This is a genomic window from Rhodococcus sp. OK611 (assembly GCF_003050885.1).
GTDB classification, from domain to species: Bacteria; Actinomycetota; Actinomycetes; order Mycobacteriales; family Mycobacteriaceae; genus Rhodococcus_G; species Rhodococcus_G oryzae.
The window spans coordinates 95,109-117,730 of record NZ_QAOZ01000014.1 but is presented as its reverse complement, the minus strand read 5'-3'; the positions used below and the strand labels follow the sequence as shown (position 1 = coordinate 117,730).

General features: G+C 70.5%; 25 protein-coding genes. 12 read left to right on the top strand and 13 right to left on the bottom strand.

Annotated features, from left to right (window positions below):
- Nucleotides 1-21 precede the first annotated feature (21 nt).
- The 3 genes from C8K38_RS18640 (at nucleotide 22) to C8K38_RS18630 (ending at nucleotide 3,479) form a co-directional block, all read left to right on the top strand.
- Nucleotides 22-2,352: a serine/threonine-protein kinase gene (locus tag C8K38_RS18640; RefSeq protein ID WP_373560273.1), complete on the top strand. Its 2,331-nt coding sequence runs from the start codon at nucleotides 22-24 to the stop codon at nucleotides 2,350-2,352.
- Nucleotides 2,353-2,465: 113 nt separating this feature from the next.
- Entirely contained in the window at nucleotides 2,466-3,002 is a 537-nt protein-coding gene (locus C8K38_RS18635) for a DUF2231 domain-containing protein (RefSeq protein ID WP_097212906.1), read from the top strand.
- Between the two features lie 33 nt (nucleotides 3,003-3,035).
- Nucleotides 3,036-3,479, top strand: coding sequence for a hypothetical protein (locus C8K38_RS18630; RefSeq protein WP_097212905.1), 444 nt, complete (start codon nucleotides 3,036-3,038; stop codon nucleotides 3,477-3,479).
- Between the two features lie 10 nt (nucleotides 3,480-3,489).
- On the opposite strand, the gene C8K38_RS18625 is transcribed toward C8K38_RS18630, so the two are convergent.
- From C8K38_RS18625 to dacB, 5 genes are read right to left on the bottom strand one after another with little or no spacing between them, the layout of a single operon-like run.
- On the bottom strand, nucleotides 3,490-4,824 hold the full coding sequence (locus tag C8K38_RS18625) for an amidase (protein WP_097212904.1): 1,335 nt from the start codon (nucleotides 4,822-4,824) through the stop codon (nucleotides 3,490-3,492).
- Nucleotides 4,825-4,841: 17 nt separating this feature from the next.
- Nucleotides 4,842-5,396 carry a hypoxanthine phosphoribosyltransferase gene (gene hpt / locus C8K38_RS18620; protein WP_097212903.1) on the bottom strand — a complete coding sequence of 185 codons (555 nt, stop codon included), beginning with the start codon at nucleotides 5,394-5,396 and terminating at the stop codon, nucleotides 4,842-4,844.
- A gap of 51 nt (nucleotides 5,397-5,447) precedes the next feature.
- Nucleotides 5,448-6,461 (bottom strand): tRNA lysidine(34) synthetase TilS, encoded by a 1,014-nt coding sequence (gene tilS, locus C8K38_RS18615; RefSeq protein ID WP_097212902.1) that lies wholly within the window; start codon nucleotides 6,459-6,461, stop codon nucleotides 5,448-5,450.
- Entirely contained in the window at nucleotides 6,458-7,534 is a 1,077-nt protein-coding gene (locus C8K38_RS18610) for a zinc-dependent metalloprotease (RefSeq protein WP_373560275.1), read from the bottom strand. The genes tilS and C8K38_RS18610 overlap by 4 nt, the downstream gene beginning before the upstream one ends.
- Complete coding sequence (gene dacB, locus C8K38_RS18605) at nucleotides 7,519-8,937, bottom strand: D-alanyl-D-alanine carboxypeptidase/D-alanyl-D-alanine endopeptidase (protein ID WP_097212900.1); 1,419 nt, start codon at nucleotides 8,935-8,937, stop codon at nucleotides 7,519-7,521. Before dacB ends, C8K38_RS18610 begins: the two co-directional genes overlap by 16 nt.
- Before the next feature lie 117 nt (nucleotides 8,938-9,054).
- Here dacB and C8K38_RS18600 point away from each other — a divergent pair, with 117 nt between their 5' ends.
- Together C8K38_RS18600 and lexA are read left to right on the top strand one after the other, a co-directional pair.
- The gene (locus tag C8K38_RS18600; RefSeq protein ID WP_031939457.1) at nucleotides 9,055-9,546 is read left to right on the top strand and encodes an inorganic diphosphatase; all 492 of its coding nucleotides are present in this window, start codon (nucleotides 9,055-9,057) and stop codon (nucleotides 9,544-9,546) included.
- Between the two features lie 108 nt (nucleotides 9,547-9,654).
- Nucleotides 9,655-10,308 carry a transcriptional repressor LexA gene (gene lexA / locus C8K38_RS18595; RefSeq protein WP_097212899.1) on the top strand — a complete coding sequence of 218 codons (654 nt, stop codon included), beginning with the start codon at nucleotides 9,655-9,657 and terminating at the stop codon, nucleotides 10,306-10,308.
- A 60-nt stretch (nucleotides 10,309-10,368) separates the two neighbouring features.
- On the opposite strand, the gene C8K38_RS18590 is transcribed toward lexA, so the two are convergent.
- The 3 genes from C8K38_RS18590 to C8K38_RS18580 all read right to left on the bottom strand — a co-directional run bounded on the left by C8K38_RS18590 (nucleotide 10,369) and on the right by C8K38_RS18580 (nucleotide 13,567).
- Nucleotides 10,369-12,066, bottom strand: a complete 1,698-nt coding sequence (locus C8K38_RS18590) for an MDR family MFS transporter (RefSeq protein ID WP_097212898.1) — start codon at nucleotides 12,064-12,066, stop codon at nucleotides 10,369-10,371.
- The gene (locus C8K38_RS18585) at nucleotides 12,063-12,620 is read right to left on the bottom strand and encodes a MarR family winged helix-turn-helix transcriptional regulator (RefSeq protein WP_257017583.1); all 558 of its coding nucleotides are present in this window, start codon (nucleotides 12,618-12,620) and stop codon (nucleotides 12,063-12,065) included. The genes C8K38_RS18590 and C8K38_RS18585 overlap by 4 nt, the downstream gene beginning before the upstream one ends.
- A gap of 119 nt (nucleotides 12,621-12,739) precedes the next feature.
- Nucleotides 12,740-13,567, bottom strand: a complete 828-nt coding sequence (locus C8K38_RS18580) for a crotonase/enoyl-CoA hydratase family protein (RefSeq protein ID WP_097212895.1) — start codon at nucleotides 13,565-13,567, stop codon at nucleotides 12,740-12,742.
- 126 nt (nucleotides 13,568-13,693) lie between these two features.
- Here C8K38_RS18580 and uraD point away from each other — a divergent pair, with 126 nt between their 5' ends.
- Nucleotides 13,694-14,215, top strand: coding sequence for a 2-oxo-4-hydroxy-4-carboxy-5-ureidoimidazoline decarboxylase (uraD, locus tag C8K38_RS18575; RefSeq protein WP_097212894.1), 522 nt, complete (start codon nucleotides 13,694-13,696; stop codon nucleotides 14,213-14,215).
- On the opposite strand, the gene C8K38_RS18570 is transcribed toward uraD, so the two are convergent.
- Nucleotides 14,209-15,174 (bottom strand): helix-turn-helix transcriptional regulator, encoded by a 966-nt coding sequence (locus tag C8K38_RS18570; protein ID WP_179800625.1) that lies wholly within the window; start codon nucleotides 15,172-15,174, stop codon nucleotides 14,209-14,211. The genes uraD and C8K38_RS18570 overlap by 7 nt on opposite strands.
- Before the next feature lie 124 nt (nucleotides 15,175-15,298).
- Between C8K38_RS18570 and C8K38_RS18565 the strand changes: the two genes are divergently transcribed.
- The gene (locus C8K38_RS18565) at nucleotides 15,299-16,735 is read left to right on the top strand and encodes an amidase (protein ID WP_097212892.1); all 1,437 of its coding nucleotides are present in this window, start codon (nucleotides 15,299-15,301) and stop codon (nucleotides 16,733-16,735) included.
- A gap of 39 nt (nucleotides 16,736-16,774) precedes the next feature.
- On the opposite strand, the gene C8K38_RS18560 is transcribed toward C8K38_RS18565, so the two are convergent.
- A complete protein-coding gene (locus tag C8K38_RS18560) occupies nucleotides 16,775-17,353 on the bottom strand; it encodes a TetR/AcrR family transcriptional regulator (protein ID WP_097212982.1) in 579 nt (192 codons plus the stop codon).
- Between the two features lie 131 nt (nucleotides 17,354-17,484).
- Between C8K38_RS18560 and C8K38_RS18555 the strand changes: the two genes are divergently transcribed.
- The 5 genes from C8K38_RS18555 (at nucleotide 17,485) to C8K38_RS18540 (ending at nucleotide 20,453) form a co-directional block, all read left to right on the top strand.
- Nucleotides 17,485-18,531: a hypothetical protein gene (locus C8K38_RS18555; protein ID WP_373560272.1), complete on the top strand. Its 1,047-nt coding sequence runs from the start codon at nucleotides 17,485-17,487 to the stop codon at nucleotides 18,529-18,531.
- Nucleotides 18,532-18,592: 61 nt separating this feature from the next.
- Nucleotides 18,593-19,066, top strand: a complete 474-nt coding sequence (locus C8K38_RS18550; RefSeq protein ID WP_077043934.1) for a YbaK/EbsC family protein — start codon at nucleotides 18,593-18,595, stop codon at nucleotides 19,064-19,066.
- 41 nt (nucleotides 19,067-19,107) lie between these two features.
- Nucleotides 19,108-19,179 (top strand): putative leader peptide, encoded by a 72-nt coding sequence (locus tag C8K38_RS28115; protein WP_354578845.1) that lies wholly within the window; start codon nucleotides 19,108-19,110, stop codon nucleotides 19,177-19,179.
- Nucleotides 19,180-19,243: 64 nt separating this feature from the next.
- Entirely contained in the window at nucleotides 19,244-19,795 is a 552-nt protein-coding gene (dszD, locus tag C8K38_RS18545) for an NADH:FMN oxidoreductase DszD (RefSeq protein WP_077043010.1), read from the top strand.
- A gap of 121 nt (nucleotides 19,796-19,916) precedes the next feature.
- Nucleotides 19,917-20,453 (top strand): winged helix-turn-helix domain-containing protein, encoded by a 537-nt coding sequence (locus C8K38_RS18540; RefSeq protein WP_077043011.1) that lies wholly within the window; start codon nucleotides 19,917-19,919, stop codon nucleotides 20,451-20,453.
- Nucleotides 20,454-20,517: 64 nt separating this feature from the next.
- On the opposite strand, the gene C8K38_RS18535 is transcribed toward C8K38_RS18540, so the two are convergent.
- The 3 genes from C8K38_RS18535 to C8K38_RS18530 are packed head-to-tail and all read right to left on the bottom strand — an operon-like array spanning nucleotide 20,518 to nucleotide 22,582.
- Nucleotides 20,518-21,153: an LLM class flavin-dependent oxidoreductase gene (locus C8K38_RS18535; RefSeq protein ID WP_097212891.1), complete on the bottom strand. Its 636-nt coding sequence runs from the start codon at nucleotides 21,151-21,153 to the stop codon at nucleotides 20,518-20,520.
- Nucleotides 21,154-21,199: 46 nt separating this feature from the next.
- The gene (locus C8K38_RS28110) at nucleotides 21,200-21,292 is read right to left on the bottom strand and encodes a putative leader peptide (RefSeq protein ID WP_354578721.1); all 93 of its coding nucleotides are present in this window, start codon (nucleotides 21,290-21,292) and stop codon (nucleotides 21,200-21,202) included.
- A gap of 9 nt (nucleotides 21,293-21,301) precedes the next feature.
- A complete protein-coding gene (locus C8K38_RS18530) occupies nucleotides 21,302-22,582 on the bottom strand; it encodes an aminotransferase class V-fold PLP-dependent enzyme (RefSeq protein ID WP_097212890.1) in 1,281 nt (426 codons plus the stop codon).
- Between the last annotated feature and the right edge of the window lie 40 nt (nucleotides 22,583-22,622).

The window sequence follows — 22,622 nt, the reverse complement described above, 5'->3', positions numbered from 1 at the left end:
ACGAGACAGTCCGAGGTTTTCGTGACGAAACGGACCATTCGACCAGCACCGGACCCTACGGTCGCGGCGCAATCCTCGCCGGACTCGACGGTCGCGGCGCAGTCATCGCTGGACTCGACGGTCGCGGCGCAGTCATCGCTGGACTCGACGGTCGCGGCGCAGTCCCCGGTCGCCCGTTTCACGGCCCAGTGGGAGACGACCGGCACTCCCCCGAATCTCGCGGACTACCTCCCCGACGAGCGGGCGGACCAGCGGCGCGGCTCGTTGATCGAACTGATCAGGGTCGACCTGCGATACCGATGGCTCGATTACGACAAGCCCAAGAGACTCGCCGCCTATCGCGAGGAGTTCCCCGAGCTGAAGTCCGAGCCGCTGCCGCCCGAGCTGATCGATGAGGAGTTCCGCCTGCGGCGCCAGAGCGGGCTCACCGTGGAGGCCAGCGACTACTCGCGGGACTTTCCGGAGGAGTCCCACGTGATCGAGCAATCGCCGATTCCCGGCGACGAGAAGTCCACGCTGATCGCGAAGCCCGCCGCGGAGACGGCGCTCGACGACATCGACGTCGGCCAGCGGGTGGACGACTTCGACCTGTTGATGGGTCTGGGACGGGGCGCGTTCGCCCGGGTCTTCCTCGCCCGCCAACTCTCGATGCAACGCCTGGTCGCGGTGAAGATGTCCCACGACCACGGCACCGAACCGCAGACCCTGGCCCAGCTGGACCACGACTACATCGTCCGGGTCTTCGACCAGCGGGTCCTCGACGAACACAAGCTGAAACTGCTCTACATGCAGTACGTGCCCGGGGGCACCCTGCTCGGGGTGCTGCGGCGGGTCCAGGCGATACCGCCCGAGGACCGCAGCGGAGAGCTCCTGTTGGACGTGATCGACGATGCGCTCGAGGCCAAGGGCGAGATCCGGCCTGCCGATTCCAGCGTCCGGCCCGAGATCGCATCCCTGAGCTGGCCGGAGACCGTCGCGTGGCTGGGCCGCCGACTGGCGGAGGCACTGGACTACGCGGGCAAACACGGCGTGCTGCACCGCGACATCAAACCGGCGAACGTGCTGCTCACCGCCGACGGGGTGCCGAAGCTCGCCGACTTCAACATCAGCTTCAGCGACACCGTGGCCGGCACGAGCCCCGTCGCGTATTTCGGCGGGTCCCTGGCCTACATGTCGCCCGAACAACTCGAGGCCTGCCATCCGGGCCTGCCGGGCACGGCGAGCGACCTCGACACCCGCAGCGACATCTTCGGGCTCGGGGTGATGCTGTGGGAGTTGCTCACGGGCACGCGCCCCTTCGACGACTCCGAGGCGGGCGGCCAGTCGGAGAAGTCGCTGGAACGGATGCTGGCGGTCCGCGAGCGCGGCGTCGACGCGGAGGCGCAGGCCCAGCTGCCCTCCGACTGCCCCGCCGCCATGAAGCGGGTGCTGCTGACCTGCCTCGCACCGGACCCGAGCCGCCGGTGGTCGACGGGTGCAGAGCTGGCCCAGCAGTTCGAACTGTGTCTGGACCCGCGGGCCCGGGACCTCGTCGACCCCGATCCGCGGAGCTGGCGGATGCGGCTGCGACGCCTGGTGGTCCCGATCACCGTGCTGGCGGTGCTGGTCCCGAACGTGCTGGCGAGCGTCTACAACTACCACCACAACAAATCGCTGATCGTCAGCAACCTGTCACTGGAGGCCCAGCAGAAGTTCGAGCAGGTCCAGACCGTGATCAACAGCATCGCGTTCCCGATCGGCATCGTGGTGGTGCTGTACCTGAGCCGCTATCCGATGCGGATGCCGCGTGGGCTGCGCAAAGGCCGGACGTATGACAAACAGACGCTGGCGAAGGCTCGAAGCGACACCCTGCTGCTGGCCGACCGGACCGTGCTCGTCGTCTTCGGGATGTGGTCGGTGGCCGGAATCGCGTATCCGATCTCCCTGCAGGCCGTCGCGGGTGAGATACCGCGGGACGCCTACATACATTTCATCGGCTCGCTGATCGTGTGCGGGGCGATCGCGGTCGCGTACCCGTTCTTCCTGGTGACCTTCTACCTGATGCGGTGCATCTATCCGATGATGCTGCCGCAGGGGATCACCAGCAGCGACGACGCCCGCAAACTGCGCGGGCTCAGCAGGCGCAGCGTCCGTTACCTGGCGCTGGCCGCCTCGGTGCCGCTGGTCGGGGTGGCCGGGGTGACCTTCCTGTCCTCCGACGAGATCACGTCCGTGATCGTGGCCGTCCGGGTGCTGTGTGTCGGGGCCATCGCCGCCTTCATCGTCGTGTACTGGCTGTTCCGGCAGTTGGAGAAGGACCTGCGCGCGCTGGAGCGGGTCGTCTCGCACGAGCCGGCGACCCGGTCCACATGACCGGCGCAGCCGTGAGGTCGTAGCCGAGATTCCCTCGGCCTCGCGTCTTGACCGACGGGTGAGCGAGGAACAGGCTGATAGGTGAACCTGCAGACCAGTGGGTCGGTGAATGCATGTCTGAGCAAGCAGATCACGGAAAGCGCCCGGTGAGCGCGGTACTCGCGGGGCCGTACGGGCATCCTTTCCACCCGATCCTGGTGACGGTGCCGATCGGTGCGTGGGTCAGCAGCCTGGTGTTCGACGTCTCTTCCCGAATCGTCGGGGATCCGGGCTTCCTGACCAAGGGGTCGCTGTGGCTCATCGCGATCGGCGTGCTCGGCGCGCTGGCCGCGGCGACGATCGGATTCCTCGACCTGATGGCCATCCCCACGGGGACCCCGGCATTCCGAACCGGTGTGACGCACATGTCGCTGAACCTCGCGGTCACCGCCTCGTATGCGGTGAACTTCGTGTGGCGCCACGCCGACCACGGAACCCCGGACGCGGTGGACATCGGCCAGCTCGCGCTTTCCGCGGTGTCGCTGGCCGGGTTGGCCGCCGCGGGCTATCTCGGCGGCCGGCTCGTCTTCCGCGACGGGGTGCGGGTCGCGGACGAAGCGACCCAGGCCGACGCATTCGAGCACCGTTCCCGACTCGACCGGCACCCATAGACCCGATCCGTCCACCCCCGCATAGGAGATGACATGGGTATCGCAGCTCTCGTGACCTGGCTACTGACGGCCGCAGGAGGCTTCTACCTACTCGCGACCTGGATCGCCAAAGGCGGTGTGCGGCAACCACGGACGAGCCATTTCCCGCCCGCCGTGATCTTCGGGCATTTCCTTCTTGCCGTGATCGGGTTGGTCGTCTGGATCGTGTATCTCGTCGTCGACGAGGACGCCCTCGCGTGGACAGCCTTCGTGCTGCTGCTCCCGGTTGCGCTCCTCGGTTTCACGATGCTGATCCGCTGGATCCCCGTCTACCGCGCGGCCGGGGTGAGCGCGGGGAACGGCGGGGCTTCGGCGCCGGGCTCGGCCCCGAACGGCGCGCCGGAGAAACACTTCCCGGTGGCCGCCGTCGCCGGCCACGGGACCTTCGCTGTCGTCACCGTCGTCCTGGTGCTGCTGACGGCCCTCGGCGTGGGCTGACGCCGCGCCGTCAGCTCGGCGCCGTACGCTCCCACGGCCGCAGGCGCTCCAGCTGCGCCGCCACCGACAGGATCAGCGCCTCCCCGCCGGGCGGGGCCGCGATCTGCACGCCAAGCGGGGTGCCCGACTCCGGATGGATCCCCACCGGCACGCTCGCCGCGGGCCAGCCGACCAGGTTCCACAGCGACGGGAACGGGGCATAGCGGATGTTGGCCGCGAGGTTGGACAGCCAGGACTTCTCGCTCCAGCGCAGCGCCTCGATCGGGAACCGGGCAAGCGTCGGGGTGATCACCACGTCGGAGTCGGCGAAGACCCGGCGCAACGCGGCGTCCACCTTCCGCACCTGCGCGGGGTCGACGAATCGGGTCAGCACGCGTCCGACGGCGACGTGCCTGCGGGTCCGCGGCTGCAGCAACGCCGGATCGAGTCCGGTCGCGTCGGTCGCGGCACCCCCCATCCAGCGCGCCAAGATCACCAGCGGGTTCGCCGGATAGGGCAGCCGGGCCGTCGCGAGGTGGTGGCCTGCCCCGCCCAGCACCGCGGCCGCGCTCTCCGCGCCCGCCCGCCAGTACGGATCGACCCGCACCAGCGGCAGCGGCGAACCGGTTGCCACCGCGATCCGCAGCGGACCGGGCTCGGCGACGGTCGCCAACTCAGGGCGGTCCGCCATCACCGACAGCATCAGCGCCGCGTCCCCGACCGTCGTGGCCAGCGGGCCGTTCTCGGCCATCCCGAACCAGGAGTCGACACCCAGTTCGGCTGGCACCACGCCGAGGCCGGGCTTGATGCCGACCAGCCCGCAGCAGGCGGCGGGGATCCGGATCGAGCCCATCCCGTCCGCCCCGTGCGCCGCAGGCACCATCCCGGCCGCGACCGCGGCCGCCGAACCACCGGAGGAACCGCCGGTCGTCCGGCCGGGGTTCCACGGGTTCCTGGTGACGGTGTCCGGGGTGTCGGTGCTCCCCCACAGGCACAGCTCCGGCACCGATGTGAGACCGACAACGACCGCGCCGGCCGCACGTAGGCGCGCGACCACCGGATGATCCGCGGGCGAGGGCTCGCGGGAACTCGCCCTCGAGCCGTTGCCCAGGGGATGCCCCGCCACCGGGACGTTGTCCTTGACCGCGATCGGGACACCCGCCAGCGGCAGCGCGGCGAGGTCGGAGCGCTCTCCGACCGCGTCGGCCTCGGCCAGGGCCTGCTCGGCGCGGACCGTGACGAACGCGCCCAGCCCCGGATCCCGCTCGGCGATCCGGGCCAGGGCCGCATGAACGGCGTCGCGGGGGGTCAGCGCGCCGGAGCGCACCTGCGCGGCAATGGCAGCAGCGGTCAGATCCGTGGACATGCCACGAGTATGGCCTGTCAGCCGCCGTAGACCGTGGGTTCGAGCGTTCCGATGTACGGCAGGTCGCGGTACCGCTCGGCGTAGTCGAGGCCGTAGCCGACGACGAACTCGTCGGGGATGTCGAAGCCGACGTTCGCGACCTCCACGTCCACCTTGATGGCGTCCGGCTTGCGGAGCAGGGTGACCACCTCGAGCGAGGCGGGGTTGCGGGTGCGCAGGTTGCGCATCAGCCAGGAAAGCGTGAGACCGGAGTCGATGATGTCCTCGACGATCAGCACGTGCCGTCCCGCGATGTCCTTGTCCAGGTCCTTGAGGATCCGGACGACACCGGAGGAGGAGGTCGACGAGCCGTAGGAGCTCACCGCCATGAACTCCATCTGGGTCGGGATCGGCAGGGCCCGCGCCAGGTCGGTCATGAAGAAGACCGCGCCCTTGAGGACGCCGACCAGCAGCAGGTCGCCCTCGGGTGCGCCGACCGGATAGCGCTCGGCGATGATCCCGGCCAATTCGGCGATCTTGTCCTGGATCTGTTCCTCGGAAATCAACACCGATGCGATGTCGCCTTCGTACACGGCGCGAATCCCTTCATTTCGACTGACCTGGTCATGGACGGAACTGTTCATTCACCGGTCCGGGCCGATCGCTGTCAGCCCGAGCGTTAGCCTGCCATGCCGCCGCGACAGCACCAACCTGGCTCCCGGGCGACCCCCGCCGATCGCGACGCCGCCCTGCCCGCGCCACCGCCCGATCAGGTCGTCCGCGGCCCGCAGCTGCCGGTCGGTCAGGTCCCTGGCGCCGTTCCCGAGCAGCCACAGACGCAGCACCCTGCGCCGCACCGCCGGGTGGATGTCGACCAGCTCGGCCACGTCGAGCCCGCCCACCGCATCGGCGGTGTCGACCCCGCCCGATCCGGCGTCGGCGAGCACCCGGACCGCGATCGCATCGAGCACCTCGCCGTCCTCGCGCAGCTGGTCGGCGGTGCGGGCCAGCGCCTGCGCCACACCGCCGCCGAGGATCTGTTCGAGCAGCGGCAGCGCCTCCGAGCGCAACCGCACCCGGGTGAACTCGGGACTGCGGTTGTGCGGATCCCGGTACGGGTCGAGCTCGAGCTCCTCGCAGGCCTTGGCCGTGACGCCGCGGCGCACCATGAGCAGCGGCCGACCCCATGGCGCGTCGAAGTCGCGCATGCCGGCGAGCGAGCGCGGTCCCGAGCCTCGGGCCAGCCCGAGCAGGACCGTCTCCGCCTGATCGTCGAGGGTGTGCCCGAGCAGGACCGGCCGGTCTGCCCGTGCGGCGCCGAGCGCCTCGTACCTGGCGCGGCGGGCGGCGGCCTCCAGCCCGCCGTCGCGGTCGACGCTCACCGTCAGCACCCGCGCCGATGCACAGCCGAGTGCCAGGGCGCGGGCGGCGGCCTGCTCGGCCACCGCCGCCGAGCCCTCCTGCAGCCGGTGGTCGACCACGAGGGCATGCACCGGCCCGGCCTCGGCGACCGCGGCAGCGGTCAGCGCCAGCGAGTCGGCCCCACCGGACAGGGCCACCGCGACACCCGTGCCGGCACCGTGCGCGGCGACCCAGCGCCGGACGGCGTGCCGCACCTCCAGCAACGCCGGTCCCTCGGGCAACGGCGGCCGGCTCATGCCAGGACCCGGGCGATCCAGCTCTCGGGGTCGTCGATCTCGGCGAGCAGCGGCAGGGTGTCGGGTCCGGTCCAGATCGCATTGAACTCGGCCATCCCGACCCGGCCGACGACGGCGTCGACGAAGGCCTTGCCCCGCACGTACTGGGCCATCTTGGCGTCCATCCCGAGCAGCGCGCGGACCAGCCGTTGCAGCGGGTTCACCTGCCGGGCGCGGCGGCGGTCGAACGCCCGCCGGATCGCCACCACCGACGGGACGACCGCGGGCCCGACCGCATCCATCACGTGGTCCGCGTGCCCCTCCAGCAGCGTGCCGAGCATCAGCAACCGGTCGAGGGCGGCCCGCTGCGACTCCGTCTGGGTGGCGCGAAGCAGCCCGAGCACCCCGCGGTCCTCGGGCGCGGCATCGTCGCCCCTGCGCTGACGGAGCACCGTGGTGAGCCTGCCGAGCAACTCGGCGACGGACTCGTCGCCGCCCTCGCCGATCGCGCCGACGTTGTCCCGCATGTAACCGGCCAGCCAGGGCGAGGAGGAGAACTGGACCCGATGTGTGACCTCGTGCAGGCACACCCACATCCGGAAGTCGCTCGGCACCACCTTCAACGCCCGCTCGACGCTGACCACGTTGGGCGCCACCAGCAGCAGCGTGCCGTGCTCGCCGGTGAAGGGGTCGTACTGGCCGAGGATCGCCGAGGACAGGAACGCGAGCATCGCACCCGCCTGCAACCCGGCGGGCACACCGCCGAGCAGGCCGCGGTCGGTGACCGCGTCGTCCCCGGTGAGGTTGGCCATCGATCGGGCCGCGGCGCGGACCCAGCCGGCCCGGTCCACGACCTGCGCCTCCGGGACGGGCAGCCCGTCGGCCAGGCCGGTGACGTCCCTGACCGGTCCCTCCGCACGGATCGAGGCCGCGGACAGCTCCGCGACCGCCGCTTCCGCGGAGTATCTGGTGGTACTCGGGCCGGGCTTGGTCAGCCGCACCCCGGTTCGGGAAGCCAGGTCCCAGTCGACGACGCCGGCGAATCCGCCGGATCGTGGAGAGTTCGCCGCCTCGCGGCTCACAGGCACCCGCAGGATCGCAGGGCAGACGCGATGGCGTCGAGAGCGGGGCGACTGACCTCCGGCGGTCGGTCATTGGACATCAGCGCGAAGGTCAGTACCCGGTTGTCGACGTCGGTGACGTAGCCGACGAGCGCGCTCGCGTTGGACAGCGTCCCGGTCTTGGCCCTGACCCATCCGGCGCCGCGTCGATCGCCCGAGGCGTAGCGGTCGGACAGTGTCCCGGTGGCCCCGGCCACCGGCAGGTAGTCCAGCATCGGCCGCAGCCGCTGGTCGGCGTCGCCCGCGGCGTCGGTGAGCGCCTGGTCCAGCAGCCGCGCCGGGATGCGGTTGTCCACGGACAGCCCGCTGGCGTCGTGCAGCGTCATCCCGTTGGTGTCGATGCCCGCGGAGTCGAGGGTCTGGCCGATCGCGGTGACCGCGCCCGCGAACGAGGGTTCGGTCCCGACCGCGATGGCGATCTCCCGTCCGATGGCCTCGGCGAGCACGTTGTCCGAGTGGCCCATCATCTGGGCGAGTCGGTCACGCAGGGCGGCGGATTCGACGGAGGCCAGCGGCGCCGCGCCCGGCGGCGCGATCCCGGGGGTGACCTTGGCGGGGTCGACGCCGAGTGCGGCGGCCAGCGCGCGGCCCGTGTCCAGGGACGCGGTCGCGGTGCGGGGCGACTCGTCCTCGAGCGGGTTGAGTCGCCCTCCGTCGAGCATCAGCGACTCGATGGGCGCGATGTAGCCGGCTCCGATGTCCGCGGGGAACCAGCCCTGCGCCATGGTCGGCCCGGCGTAGGCGCTCGTGTCCACCACGATGCTGTCCACCGGGGCCCCGGCGCCCCGGATCTGGGCGGCCAGATCCTCCACGCGCGGCGCGCCCGGGTAGAAGCCGGGCTGGCCCGCCGGCTGCGCGGTGAGGGTGGGATCGCCGCCACCGATCAACACGATCTGGCCGGGCACGGCGCCCTGCACCACCCTGGTGGCTACCCGGTGCTCCGGGGGCAGCGCGAGCAACGCCGCCGTCGCGGTGGCGATCTTGGTCGTCGACGCCGGGGTCATCGGAACCTCGGGACGCTGGCTCCAGAGCACGGTGCCGGTCGCCGCGTCGGACACGGCGCCGGTGAAGTTGCCGAGACCTGGGTCGGCCAACGCGGCACCGAGAGCGGCGGCGAGGGCGGCGGGATCGGGGACCGGGGCATCCGTCGGCACCGGCGCGACCTTGGGGTCGGGCAGGATCGGCGGCGGCTCCGGCATGGTGGTGGTCGCCGCGTCGGCGGAGGAGTCGCCGTCGAATCGCTGGCCGGCGAACACCGCCGCGCCCGCGCCAACGACGAGGACCAGCCCCGCGGACAGGAGGAGCCGGACCCGCTTGCGCCGTCGCGCCGCCAAGGACCCCAGCTTCCGGTCCTTGGATCCGAGCTTTGCCAACACCCCTCCGTTTGTTTTCCGGCCCGCCGCTGCGCCGCAGGTCCGTCTATTGCCTCCACATTATCCCGGACGGGCTACCCTGACCCCGCACCATCCACCGAGACAAAGCGAGGAAGAGGCGTGGAGTTCGACGTCACCATCGAGATCCCCAAGGGTCAGCGCAACAAGTACGAGGTCGATCACGAGACCGGCCGCGTCAAGCTGGACCGCTACCTCTACACCTCCTTCGGCTACCCCGCCGACTACGGCTACATCGAGAACACCCTCGGCGAGGACGGCGACCCGCTCGACGCGATGGTGCTGCTGCCCGAGTCGGTCTTCCCCGGCGTGATCGTCGAGGCCCGCCCCGTCGGCATGTTCAAGATGGTCGACGAGGCCGGCGGCGACGACAAGGTGCTGTGCGTGCCCGCCGGCGACCCGCGCTGGGATCACATCCAGGATCTCGCCGACGTCTCGCAGTTCGAGCTGGACGCGATCAAGCACTTCTTCGTGCACTACAAGGACCTCGAGCCGAACAAGCACGTCACCGGCGCCGACTGGGTCGGCCGCGCGGAGGCCGAAAAGGTCATCACCGAGGCCGTCGAGCGGCTGAAGGCCAACGGCGGCCACTGAGCTGAGGGTCCTCTGGACCACTGAATCACCGAAAGTGTGGGATCCCACCCGGTTTCCGGGCGGGATCCCACACTTTTCTCGTCGTAGGCCTTCACTAGGATTCCCGAGGTGAACGGATACGACGATCTCGACCACCTCGACACCTCGGCGCTGCCGCCCCGCCAGCAGCGGATTCTGGCCGTCATCCGGGACTTCGTGGTCGAGAAGGGGTATTCGCCCAGCACCCGGCAGATCGGGGACGCGGTGGGCCTGCGGTCCCCATCGACGGTGTCGAAGCACCTGAAGAGCCTGGAGGAGAACGGCTTTCTGCGGCGCGGCGACTCGGTGTCGCGGCCGATCGACGTGCGCCTGTTCCTCCGGGGATCGACGACGCGGGAATCGGCGAAGGACTCGGTGCAGGTGCCCGTGGTCGGTGACATCGCGGCAGGCACCCCGATCCTCGCCGAGCAGCACGCCGACGACATGCTGACCGTGCCGCGCGAACTGGTCGGATCCGGCACGGTGTTCGGCCTGCGCGTGCGCGGCGATTCGATGGTCGACGCCGCGATCCTCGACGGCGACATCGTGATGGTTCGGCAACAGCACGAGGCACATTCGGGCCAGATCGTCGCCGCGATGATCGACGGCGAGGCCACCGTCAAGGTGTACCGGCGCCGGAACGGGCACACCTATCTCGAACCGCGTAACCCTGCCTACCAGGTCCTCGACGGCGACGAAGCCGTGGTGCTTGGCAAGGTCGTCTCGGTGATGCGCCGAGTCTGAACGACGCACTTGAGTGGTCTCGCCCGGCAGCCGGGCGAGACCACTCATGCACGTTTCGGCCTATTCCTCGCCGTCGCCGTTCTCCTTGCGGGCGGCCGCCGAGGCCGCCAGTCCCCCTGCCGTGCGCAGCGGGACCTCCTTCCAGAAGAAGACCAGCACCAGTCCGACCAACGCCACGCCGGTCACGGACAGGAACACCGTCGACATCGACTCGGAGAACCCGACCTTGAACGGCTGGGCCAGCACCGGGCTGAGCTGCTGGATGATCGAGCTGTCCTCGAGGACCCGACCGGCCGAGGTGACGTCCTGGCTCGCCAACCCGGTCGACAGCGCGACATCGGCAGGGTTGGCGCTGTGCAGCCCGTCCACGACCGCCTGCTGGAAGGCCGGATCCTTGGCGGCCGAACGCAGCTCGTCGCTGATGTTCGGGGTCAGCTGCGTGAACAGGATCGACAGGAACACCGCGACGCCGAGGGTGCCGCCGATCTGGCGGAAGAAGGTCGCGGCCGCCGTCGACACCCCCATGTCCTGCGGGGGCAGCGCGTTCTGGATCGCCAACGTCAACGGCTGCATCAGGTTGCCCAGACCGAAGCCGGTGATCGCCATGAAGACCATGACCAGCGGCAGCGGCGAATCCGCGTGCACGAAGTGCAGCAGGAACATACCGAGGGTGAGCAGCGAGGCGCCGATCAGCGGGTAGGCCCGGTAGTGCCCCGTCTTGGAGATCCGCTGACCCGAGATGATCGAGCCCGCCATGAGTCCGAGCACCATCGGCAGCATCTGCATGCCCGCCAACGTGGGGCTCGACCCGCGGACCACCTGCAGGTACTGCGGCAGCAACGTGATGCCACCGAACATCGCGGCCCCGACGACGATCGAGATGACCACGCCCATCGCGAAGGTGGAGTTGCGGAACATCCGCAGCGGGATCAGTGCGGCGTCGCGCATCCCGCGTTCCACCAAGATGAACCCGAGCACGCCGAGCACGCCGATGACGTAGCAGGCGATCGAAAGGTTACTGCCCCAGCCCCATTCGCGTCCCTGCTCGGCGACCACCAGCAGCGGGACGATGCCGATCGCGAGGACGAGCGCGCCCCACCAGTCGATCCGCACCCCGGGACGGCGGACCTTCGGCAGGTGCAGCACCTTCGAGACGACCGCCAGCGCGAACACGCCGATCGGGACGTTGACCAGGAAAACCCAACGCCAGCCGTCGATTCCGAGGATGGTCTCCTGGCCGGCCAGCAGGCCGCCGAGCACCGGCCCCAGCACGCTGGACGTGCCGAAGACCGCGAGGAAGTAACCCTGATACTTGGCGCGTTCGCGCGGACCGACGATGTCGCCGAGGATGGCGAGCGCCAACGACATCAACCCGCCCGCGCCGAGGCCCTGGAAGGCGCGGAACGCGGCCAGCGCGTACATCGACTGGGCGAGGGTGCACAGCAGCGAGCCGAGCACGAAGATGACGATCGCGGCCATGAAGAACGGCTTTCGGCCGTACATGTCGGACAACTTGCCGTACAGCGGGGTGGAGAGCGTGGCGGTGATCAGGTATGCGGTGGTCACCCAGGCCTGCAGCGCGTAACCCTGCAGGTCGTCGGCGATCGTCCGGATCGCCGTCGAGACGATGGTCTGGTCGAGCGAGGCCAGGAACATGCCAAGCATCAGTCCGCTCAGGATGACCAGGATCTCGCGATGGCTGAACTCCCCGGCGGCAGGTGCGGGGGCGGGGGCGGTGTGTTCGGGCGATTTGGTCATCGGACACCCCGCTCCGCATCAGAGTCGCTCCGCAGGCTCCGCTCGGCGACACTCTCGCTCGGCAGGCTCCGCTCGGGTGTGAACAGTGGACGCATCCGCTCGTAGTCCGTCACGAACCGGTCCATCAGGCGCGCGAAGTCCTGCAGGTCCTCGATGGACCATTCGTCGAGCATCATCCCGAGCCGCTCGTTGCGCAGGGCGCGGATCCGGCCCGCGGCGGCCCGTCCTGACTCGGTGACGGCGAGCACGCTGGCCCTGCCGTCTGTGGGGTCGGCCTGGCGCTGCACGTGCCCGCGTTCGACGAGCTGCGCCACCTGGCGACTGACGGTCGACGGGTCGGTGTACATCGATTCCGCGAGCGCGCCCGACCGCATCGGGCCGTCCTTGAGCAGGCGGAACAGGCAGCCATAGGCCGCCGGGTCGATCCCGTCGGTGGACTTCGCGTGGGCGATGGTCCGCTCCCGCACCCGCTGCAGCCGAACCAGGAAATTGCCGATCTCGTCGGCGTATGGCTCGATCTCGTCTCGCATCCCGCGCCCCAATGCTTGCGTCACTCAACTAGTTTCTGGCCGCAAGTATGTGACGGGGCCACGCCGTTGGGCAAGCGACAAATGACGAGAACCCCCGTCCGGTTCGGCCGGACGAGGGTTCCCACAAACGGAGGGGAGGGAGGTCAGCGACCCTGGAAGTCCGGGGTGCGCTTCTGGAACACCGCGGCCATGGCCTCGCCGATGTCCTCGGAGGCGAGGAATGCCGCATTCCAGGCCGCCACGTACCGCAGGCTGTCGTCCACGCCCGCCGAACGGCGGTGATCGAGCACGTCCTTGATGCCGTGCACCACCAGCGGCGGGTTCGCGGCGATCTCGGCGGCGGTGACGTGTGCGGCCGCCAGGACAGCGTCGGCATCGGCGAACACGTCGTTGACCAGGCCGATCTTCTCGGCCCGCGCCGCGTCGATGTCCTTGCCGGTGAGCGCGAGCTCACGCAGGTGGCCGTCGCCGATGATCGCGGGCAGCCGGGCGAGGGTGCCCATGTCCGCGACGATCGCGACCTTCACCTCGCGGATGCTGAACTTCGCGTCCGCGCTCGCGTAACGGATGTCGGCCGCGGTGACGAGGTCGACGGCGCCACCGATGCACCAGCCCTGGATGGCCGCGACGACCGGCTTGCGGCAGTCGGCCACGGCGTTGATCGAGCGCTGCATCTGCTTGATGTCCTCGTGGAAGGCGGTCCGCGGTGCGGCCTGTGCCTTGTCGCCGAGGACCGGCGCCATCATCGGGGCCATCGCCGCGAGGTCGAGGCCGAAGGAGAAGTGCTTGCCGGCTCCGGCGAGGACCACGGCCCGCACCTCGGGGTCGGCGTCCAGCTCGGCGAAGATCAGCGGCAGCTCGCGCCAGAAATCGGGACCCTGCGCGTTGCCCTTGCCGGGCCCGATGAGGGTCACCTGCGCGACGCGGTCCTTGCGCTCGACGGTGAAGGCATTCCAGGTCTGCTCGGTCATTACTCAAGAGTAACAATCCCCGGCGGCGCACGTTAAGGCTGCGCAAACTCCACCCGCGGGGTCTTTTCCGGGGTCAGACTGAAGCGCAGAATCGGCTTTCAGGAGCCGGGCGAGATCGGAGATGCCATGTTGATGCATCAGGGGATCGGACTCGACAGGTTCAACGCGCTGTCCGAGCGGGGCGCGGTGCACGCGCTGTTCGAGTGCTGCTGCTCGGCGACCTGGGCCAGGCATGTCGCGGAGGGCAGGCCGTACGGATCGCACCGCGAGCTGCTCACCGCGGCGGACTCCGAGCTGTTCGAGCTGTCCGAGGCGGACATCGACCAGGCGCTGGAGTGTCACCCCGGCATCGGCCGCCGGGCCCAGACCACGGCCTCGAGCCAGGAGCAGTGCGCGGTCTGGGCGCCCGACGAGGCCACCATGTCCGCGGTACTGGAGGCGACGGCGCGCTACGAGGAGAAATTCGGCCACGTCTACCTGTGGTGTGCCGCCGGTCGCGAGGCGACGGACCTGCTCGACGACCTGGCCCACCGGCTGGACAACTCCCCCGACGCCGAGCAGAAGACCATGCTCGGTGAGCTCGCGAAGATCAACCGGAGCCGGATCGAGCGGATGCTCGGTCCGGAGGGCGGCTACCTCGACTACTGACGCGCGGGCACCGCGCTCAGCCCGACCCTCGTCGCGAACACGGCCGCCGCCGTCCGATTCGGCGAGCCGGTCTTTCGCAGGATGTTCTCGACGTGGGTCGCCACGGTGGCGGCGCCGACGCCGAGGGCGGCGGCGATCTGGGCATTCGATCGCCCGCCCGAGACGAGTACCAGCACCTCCAGCTCGCGCAGGGTCAACTCGGCGGGGGCCTCGACGCCGCGGTACCGGACCAGGGTGCCCGCCCGGACCGACTCCAGGCGCACCCGGAACACCTCCCCGTCGACGATCAGGATCCGGAACTCCGCGCCGGCCGCGCACTGATCCCGCCACGGCTCCCCCGCGCCGAGCAGACGCGGCGAGGCGCCCGCGGTGACCGGCCACGGCCGACCCGCGGCGTCCACCACGAAGGCCTCCTCGCCGGGCTCGACGCGAACCCGGCCGCCCTCTGCGCTTGCCAGCGGATCGATGGACTCCGCCAGCGTCTCCGCCAGCAGGGAGACCAGCGCGAGCGACTGGTCGTCCACGCCGTCCTCCGCGTAGGTGCTCAGGTTCAGCATCCCCACGTACCGCCCGTCCGGGGAGAACAGGCAATGGCTGAGCCCGTCCCGGTATCCGTGCACCCCGATGACATCGTCGAAGATCGCCCCATGCCTGCGGCCGGGCTCGATGTCGTGCAGCCGCAGCGGGATCCGGTGCTGCTGCAGATCGGCGAACAGGGGCAGATCCTGCATCCGCTGGTTCAGTGTCCTGGCCGCCTCCGGCGAATAGCCGAAGCTGGCCGACGTCAGATGCTGCCGCCGCATCGGGTCCCAACGGGAGAGCGCCGCGTGATCGTGCGGGACCGCGGCGCGCAATGCGAACAGCAACCGGCCCGCCTCCGGAGCCCGCGCGCCCGCGCCGACCTCCGCGCGCAGACGCACGGCGGCTCCCAGACGCTCACGCGCGGACGACGCACTCATGGCAGGAGTATGCCCCGCCCCCGGCCGCGCCCACCGCGATTCACGCCTCCGCAAAACGACGGAGGCCGAGAACGCCGGCACGCCATACCGTCCGCGGAACCCACACCACCACGAGGAGGACCGTATGGACATCGGTGAATACGCGGCACAGGACGCGACGGGCCTTGCGGCCCTGATCCGCGACCGGCAGGTCAGCGCGGCAGAGGTCGCGGCGGCCGCAGGACAGGCGCTCGACAAGATCGATCCGCAGTTGTCCGCGATCGCCGGCGAGCGGTACGAGGCCCCGCTCGGCTTCGACGAGACGGGGGTCTTCGCGGGAGTTCCGTTCGCGATCAAGGACCTCATCGTGCATGCGGCGGGCGTCCCGGCCCGCAGCGGCAGCAGGTTGTTCGGCCCGGGTGTCGTCTATCCGTACGACACCCACTTGATGGCCCGCTTCCGCCGGGCCGGCCTGGCCACGATGGCGACGACCACCTCGCCCGAGTTCGGCTTCAACGCCACCACGGAGGCGCTGGCCTACGGCGGGCCGACCCGCAATCCGTGGGATCTCACCCGTAGCGCGGGCGGCTCCAGCGGAGGTTCGGCCGCGCTGGTCGCCGCGGGCGCACTGCCGATGGCGCACGCCAACGACGGCGGCGGGTCGATCCGGATCCCGGCAGCGGCCTGCGGGGCCGTCGGCCTCAAACCGAGCCGGGGTCGGATCACCGCGGGGCCGGACTTCGCCGATCCACTCATGGGTCTCGGCGTCGAGTTCGCGATCACCAGGAGCGTGCGCGACTGCGCAGCGCTGTTCGACGCCGTGCACGGCTCCGAGCCGGGCGACCGCTACCTCTTCCCCGCACCGGAACGGCCCTTCGCCGAGCTGGCGCGGACCGGATCTCGGCGGCTCCGGATCGCCTTCACCACGAGCCCCGCCGACCCGGACCGCGCGGTGGACCCGGAGAGTGTGGCCGCGGTCCAGATGGTCGCGCAGCAGTTGTCGGAGCTGGGCCACGAGGTGCACGAGGCCGCGCCGTCGATCGACTCCGTGGCGTTCGACCGCGCAAACCTCGACGCCTGGTGCAGCTTCCTCGGCGATGCCGTGACGGGTGCCGCGGCTCAGCTGGGCCTGACCCCCGGACGGGAACACCTCGAGGCGACCACCCTCGCGTGCGTGGAGCATGGAAAGACGCTGTCCGCCTTCGACATCTACGCCGCCGAGCGGGTGTTCAACACCGTGACGCGAGAGGTCGCACGGTTCCTCACCGGGTTCGATGTTCTGCTGACGCCCACGACGAGCCGACCGACCATCCCGCTCGGCCGCCTCGACGCCGACGACCCCGCGCTGGACGCACGCGGCTGGTACGACCGGATCTTCGAGTACGCCTCGTTCACGGCGCTGTTCAACGCGACCGGGCACCCCGCCATCTCGCTCCCGCTCGCCCAGTCGACGCAGGGCTGGCCGATCGGCATGCAGTTCGTCGGCCGGTACGGCGACGAGGGGACGCTGCTGGCGCTGGCGGGCGACCTCGAGCGGGCGATGCCCTGGGCCGGCCGGCGCCCGCCGGTATCGGTGTACTGACCGCCCCACCGCGGTTGAGTGACCCCGTGAGGGGCCCGCTCAACCGCGGGTGGCGCTCGCGATCGCCCCGGCGAACAGCTCGGACACGGCCGTCTGAACAGCGCGCCGGTCGACCTGCTCGGGGTCGACCGCGTGCTCGAGCATCAGCCCGGAGATCAGCGCCATCAGCGTGATCGCGGTGTTGCGGGCGTCGAGGCGCCGCCCGACGCCCCAATCCGATGCCCGCTCGGCGATGAGTTCCTCGAGCTGGCCGCGCAGGTGCCGCCGCTCGCGCAGGTAGGCCTGCGCGATCTTCGGGTCCCTTGCGGCCTGCAGGCCGAACTCGAGCACGAGCAACGCCCAGCCGGGGTCGGAGACCAGCCAGGAGCTGATCGTCTCGCCGCCCCGCCCCGCGGCGGCGGTCGGACTGAGCCCCGCGATCTCGGCGAGCACCCGCCCGGCCAGCTCGAGGGACCGCTGCGCGAACAGCTCCGCGAACAGGTCCTGCTTGGACTCGAAGTTCGAGTACACCGCGCCCTTGGTGAACCCCGCCCTGCGGGCGATGTCCGCCAGCGTGGCCGCGGCGAAGCCGTTCTCGACGAACTCCTCGGCGGCCGCGTCGATCAGCCGTTGGCGCACCACGTCGCGTCCCGGCCGGGCGAGCGGGCCCGGCGGTGACGCAGCTCTCCCTTGACCTACCTCGTTCACGATACCTACGGTATTCAATACCGAGAGTATCGGCAAGGACGCGCCGCGAGAGCAAGGAAGCCATGACGACCACCACCACCACCGAACCGCACCGGTCCACCAGCCCGACCGACCGTTACAGCCCGCGGCAGATCATGGTCGCGGTGGTCCTTGGCGTGCTGCTGCTGCAGCTCGGCTTCATCACCAGCTACGTGGCCGCGTTCCACCAGCCGACCCCGCGCGACATCCCGATCGCGGTGGTCACCGAGTCCGGACTGCCCGACGGCATCGGCCAGCAGGTCACCGACGAGCTCAACGGCATCGACGGCCACCCGGTCGAGGCGCGCACGGCGGCGAACACCTACGAGGCGCGCTCGCTGATCCGGGACCGCGAGATCATGGGCGCCTACGTCATCAGCCCCGCCGGCACCGACACCCTCATCACCGCCAACGCCGCGGGCAGCTCGGCCGCGACCGCGCTCGAGGGCATCTTCACCGAGGTCGACACCGTCAAGCACCGCACGTTCGTCGTCCGCGACGAGGTGCCGGTCGCGGTGCACGACAACCGCGGCCTGTCCGGCTTCTACCTCTCGCTCGGCTGGGTGGTGGGCGGCTACCTGCTCGCCGCCGCCATCGGACTGCTCATCGGTGCACCGAGCACCCTGCGCGAGGCGGGCAAGCACATCGCGATCATGGCCGGATACGCCGCGGTCTCGGGATTCCTCGGCGCGCTCATCACCACGCACCTGCTCGGCACCTTCACCGGCCACCTGCTGCCGCTCTCACTCCTGGGCGCGGGGGTGGTCTTCGCGACGGGCATCTTCACCATGGGGCTACGGGCGGCCGTCGGGATCCTGGCAGTGCCGCTGGCGATCCTGATCTTCGTCGTGCTCGGGAACCCGAGCGCAGGAGGCGCTTTCGGTTCCAATGTGCTGCCGGGCTTCTACGCCGCCATCGGGCGCTGGATCACCCCGGGGGCAGGCACCGAGGGGGTGCGGTCGATCGTCTACTTCCAGGGCACCGGAGTCGGCCAGCCGATCGTCACGCTCGCCATCTACACCGTGGTGGGGGTCGCACTGATGCTCGGCTTCGCCGCCAGAACCAGCAGGCGCGCACCCGCAACGGCGTGAGTGCCGCGACACGTCGGCCCGGATGCCGTGCGCGGCCGCCGCGCCGGTCCTACTGTGGGGCATGGCCAGGCTCCTGCACCCGAACGCCGCCCACGTCGCGCGCGTCCTGATCTCCCGTGGCCATCACGGCGTGGTGGTCACCCAGGACGAGTCGACCCACACCGCGGAGGCGGCCGCCGCCGCGCTGGGGGTCGACGTCGGCGCGATCACGAAGTCGCTGGTGTTCCTGCTCGACGACGACCCCATCCTGCTGCTGGTCTCCGGCGCGCACAGGGTCGACATCGAGCACACCGGCAAGCGACTCGAGGGCACCCTGACCCGGGCACCCGCCGACACGGTCCGGGAGGTGACGGGCCAGCCGATCGGCGGCGTCGCCCCGGTGGGGCACCCGACGAACCTGCCCACCTACGTGGACGCGGCGCTCGCGCAGTACCCCGAGCTGTGGGCGGCGGCCGGCCATCCCGCGACCGTGTTCCGCACCACCTTCTCCGAGTTGCTCCGCATCACGGCCGGGCTGGCCATCGACGTCGACTGACCCGGGTCTTATAGTGGGCGAAACAGATCCCTGGAGGCGAAGTGACTGACGGAGTGTGGAGCCGCCGACACGTCGACCTGTGCCGCACCTCCGCGAGCCGGTGTCCGCGCTGATCCGACTCGTCGGCACGCACCCCTAGTGCGTGCTTCTCACGCAGCCGAAGATCCGGAGAATCCGTTGTCACAGCCACTCGAGAACCTGCCCAACGCGGCCACCCCCGAGGACCCGATCGGCATCACCGCCGACCAGTATCGGGCGGCGATGCGCCGTTACCCGGCGGGCGTCACCATCGTCACGCTCGACGCCGGGGCGGGCCCGGTCGGCTTCACCGCCACCTCCTTCGCATCGATCTCGCTGGACCCGCCGCTGGTCTCGTTCAACATCGCGCACAACTCCTCGAGCATCAAGGCGCTGCACGCAGCGGACTCGCTGGTGATCCACCTGCTCGGCGAACACCAGCAGCACCTCGCCCAGCGCTTCTCGCGCAGCGCCGACCAGCGCTTCGCCGACGAATCGCTGTGGAAGCGCCTCGAAACCGGCGAGCCGGTGCTGCACGGCACACCGATCTGGTTGCGCACCACCGTCCACCAGCTCATCCCGATCGGCGACCACACGCTGGTGATCGGGCTGGTCACGCGCGTGCACGACGAGGACGACGCGGAGGCGGCAGCGGCTCCCCTGCTGTACCACGACGGCCGGTACTTCCGTCCGACCCCGCTCGGCGAATGATCCCGGCGGCGAACACCACCATGCCCACCTCCACCGTCCTCTCCCCCGTTCGGAGTGAGTGTCGCAGCTGTCGTTGACCACGACCGGCGCACACCAACACACTCGAAATTGGGAGTTACCCATGGTTGATTCCGCACTGGGACAGCGGGATTCGAATCCCGACCTGATCCTCACCCTGCAGTTCAGCAATACCGGATCCACCGACCGGCAGCAGCTGGTCGCCCTCGCCAACGCACTCCGCGCGACCGCGCAGGAGCTCCTCCCCGGCGTCAGCACCCGGGCCCGGATGGACACCGCGCCTGCGCCTGCCGCCGCTCTCCCGAAGCCGACGGCCATCGACGCTCCGCTGGTCATCGACCTCCCGGCCCGGCAGGTGTTCACCCGCGGCGAGCCGGTCTCGTTGAGCCACACCGAATTCGAGATCTTGTCCCACCTGGCCCGGCGGCCGCGGGTGGTGGTCTCCAGGCGTCGGCTGCTCGAGCTGAGCGGCACCCTCGGCGAGCGGGAACGGGCGGGGCGCAGCGTGGACGTCCACGTCTCCCGGGTCCGGATGAAGCTCGGGCGCTACGGCTGGCTGGTGTCCACCGTCCGCGGCACCGGCTACCGCTTCGATCCCGACCCCCGGGTCCGCATCATCACCGAAACCGCGGCGGCCTGACCGACGAACGGCGGGAGCCATCGACCGGTGCGACCGGACGATGGCTCCCGCCGTCGGATACCCGCTATGACGCGAGAATGCTTCTGCCAGAGGTCAACCCGAACTGCCCGAGCACCTCGCCGAGCGCCGCCGACGGGCGGGTGACGCCGCGCTCGTGCAGCAGTGGCAGCACGTCGTCCACCACGCGGTCGAGCACTCGGGGCAGGACCAGCGGCAGCAGGGTCACCCCGTCGGCGACCCCCGCCGCGCGGATGTCGGCGATGAGCCCGGCCAGGCCCGATGCCGTCCCGACATAGGAGATCGAATCGGGCACCCGGACACCCCGGAGCCCACCGTCGAGCAGCGCCAGTTCCCTTCGCGCGGAACGTGAATCATCGCCGAGGAGCACCTCGACGTCGAGCAGCACGGTGACCGAGTCCGGGTCCCGGCCATCGGCCGCGGCGTCCGCCCGGATCCGGTCACGCTGTTGCTGCGCCCCGCGGAGGTCGTGCGCTCGGATGCGGACGACGGTGCCGGGAATCGCGGCGAGATCGAGCTGCGCGTCGGGGTCCGCGGGTGCGGTCAGGTCTACCCAGTAGTCGGTGAGCCCGAGCGGGATCCGGAAGTCGGTGTGCGCCGCGGACGCGGGGTGGTGACCGGCGCCGGACAATTCGACCGCGACGTGCAGCGGCCGGGTACGGAAAGACGAATCGATGGACATGGGTCTCCTCGAGAGATGCGTGCGAGCTGATGAGCTGGGGGCGAGCTCAGCCCAGACACATGCCCGACGCGGTACGGCAGAGATCCACATGCCGACGGCACCACCGGGCGTCAGTCGCCACGGTCGTCACGGGTGCCATGGCGCGAGTTTACCCGGCGAGGCCGATGGCGGGGCGGCGGCCGTCCACCAGTTCCCGCAGCGCCGCGACCAGCCGGTCCACATCGGTGGCGTGGCTGCCAAGGCCGAGGCTCGCCCGGACCGCGCCGTCCGGCCTGCCGAGCCGGGCCAGCAGCGGGTGCGCGCAGAACCGGCCGTCGCGGACCCCGATGCCGTGCCGGTCCGAGAGGTAGCTCGCCACCTCGCGGGGCGCGAATCCGTCGACGGCAAAGGTGACTATGCCGACCGAATCCGGCGAGTCGGACCAGATCCGGAGCAGCTCGACGCCGTCGATGCCGCGCAGCCCGTCGACGAGCCGAGCGCACAGGGCACGCTCGTGCAGCTCGGACGCCTCCTCGTCGAGGCCTGCCAATGCCGTGCAGGCCGCGGCCAGCGCCGCGACGCCGAGCACGTTGGGGGTGCCTGCCTCGTGCCGCTGCGGGGCCTGCGCCCAGTCGACGCCCTCCGCCGAGACGTCGCGGGTGGCGCCGCCGCCGACCAGGTACGGCTCGGCGGCATCCAGCCAGTCCCGCCTGCCGATGAGCGCGCCCGCCCCGAACGGCGCGTACAGCTTGTGACCCGAGAAGGCCAGGTAGTCGACGCCGAGCGCGGCGATGTCCACCCGCCGGTGCGGCAGCAACTGGGCGCCGTCGACGAGGATCCGCGCCCCGCAGGCGTGCGCGACCTCGGCGAGCCGGGCGATCGGCAGTACCTCGCCGGTCACGTTGGAGGCGCCGGTGACGGCGAGCAGCGCGGCAGGCTTGCTGCACAGTTCGGCGACGATCCGCTCCACCGTCTCGGCTACGGTGTCCGCGGACCGGACGACCCGCGCCCCGTTCTTCTTCCAGGGCAACAGATTTGCGTGGTGCTCGATGTCGAGGACGACGGTCTCACCGGGCACACAGCCGGCGAGCAGGTTCAGCGAGTCGGTGGTGTTCCTGGTGAACACCACCACGTCGTCGGACCGGGCCCCGACGAACCCGGCGACCACGTCGCGGGCTCCCTCGTAGCTGGCGGTGGACACCTGCGAGGCATACCCGGCACCCCGGTGCACGCTGGCGTAGTACGGCAGCAACTCCTGCACCCGCGCGGTGACCTGAGCCAACGCCGGCGCGCTGGCCGCGTAGTCGAAGTTCGCGTAGGTGCAGGTCCCGCCGCCGGAAAGCGGGACGGTCAGGTCGGCCCCGGAGACCTCGGCGAACGGCCGGTCGGTGCAACGCTCGTCGGAGCGAACGGCGGTGGCGGTGGCGGTGGCGGTGAGAACAGCAGTCATCAGACATCCCTCGGTTTCAGGGACCCGTGTCCTTGTGGAA

Bases quoted from the DNA above. Each gene is read 5' to 3' on its own strand.
- C8K38_RS18635 (WP_097212906.1), top strand. From the start codon at position 2,466: ATGTCTGAGCAAGCAGATCACGGAAAGCGCCCGGTGAGCGCGGTACTC.
- C8K38_RS18630 (WP_097212905.1), top strand. From the start codon at position 3,036: ATGGGTATCGCAGCTCTCGTGACCTGGCTACTGACGGCCGCAGGAGGC.
- C8K38_RS18625 (WP_097212904.1), bottom strand. From the start codon at position 4,824: ATGTCCACGGATCTGACCGCTGCTGCCATTGCCGCGCAGGTGCGCTCC.
- tilS (WP_097212902.1), bottom strand. From the start codon at position 6,461: ATGAGCCGGCCGCCGTTGCCCGAGGGACCGGCGTTGCTGGAGGTGCGG.
- C8K38_RS18590 (WP_097212898.1), bottom strand. From the start codon at position 12,066: ATGACCAAATCGCCCGAACACACCGCCCCCGCCCCCGCACCTGCCGCC.
- C8K38_RS18580 (WP_097212895.1), bottom strand. From the start codon at position 13,567: ATGACCGAGCAGACCTGGAATGCCTTCACCGTCGAGCGCAAGGACCGC.
- uraD (WP_097212894.1), top strand. From the start codon at position 13,694: ATGTTGATGCATCAGGGGATCGGACTCGACAGGTTCAACGCGCTGTCC.
- C8K38_RS18570 (WP_179800625.1), bottom strand. From the start codon at position 15,174: ATGAGTGCGTCGTCCGCGCGTGAGCGTCTGGGAGCCGCCGTGCGTCTG.
- C8K38_RS18565 (WP_097212892.1), top strand. From the start codon at position 15,299: ATGGACATCGGTGAATACGCGGCACAGGACGCGACGGGCCTTGCGGCC.
- C8K38_RS18555 (WP_373560272.1), top strand. From the start codon at position 17,485: ATGACGACCACCACCACCACCGAACCGCACCGGTCCACCAGCCCGACC.
- C8K38_RS18550 (WP_077043934.1), top strand. From the start codon at position 18,593: ATGGCCAGGCTCCTGCACCCGAACGCCGCCCACGTCGCGCGCGTCCTG.
- C8K38_RS18540 (WP_077043011.1), top strand. From the start codon at position 19,917: ATGGTTGATTCCGCACTGGGACAGCGGGATTCGAATCCCGACCTGATC.
- C8K38_RS18535 (WP_097212891.1), bottom strand. From the start codon at position 21,153: ATGTCCATCGATTCGTCTTTCCGTACCCGGCCGCTGCACGTCGCGGTC.
- C8K38_RS28110 (WP_354578721.1), bottom strand. From the start codon at position 21,292: ATGGCACCCGTGACGACCGTGGCGACTGACGCCCGGTGGTGCCGTCGG.
- C8K38_RS18530 (WP_097212890.1), bottom strand. From the start codon at position 22,582: ATGACTGCTGTTCTCACCGCCACCGCCACCGCCACCGCCGTTCGCTCC.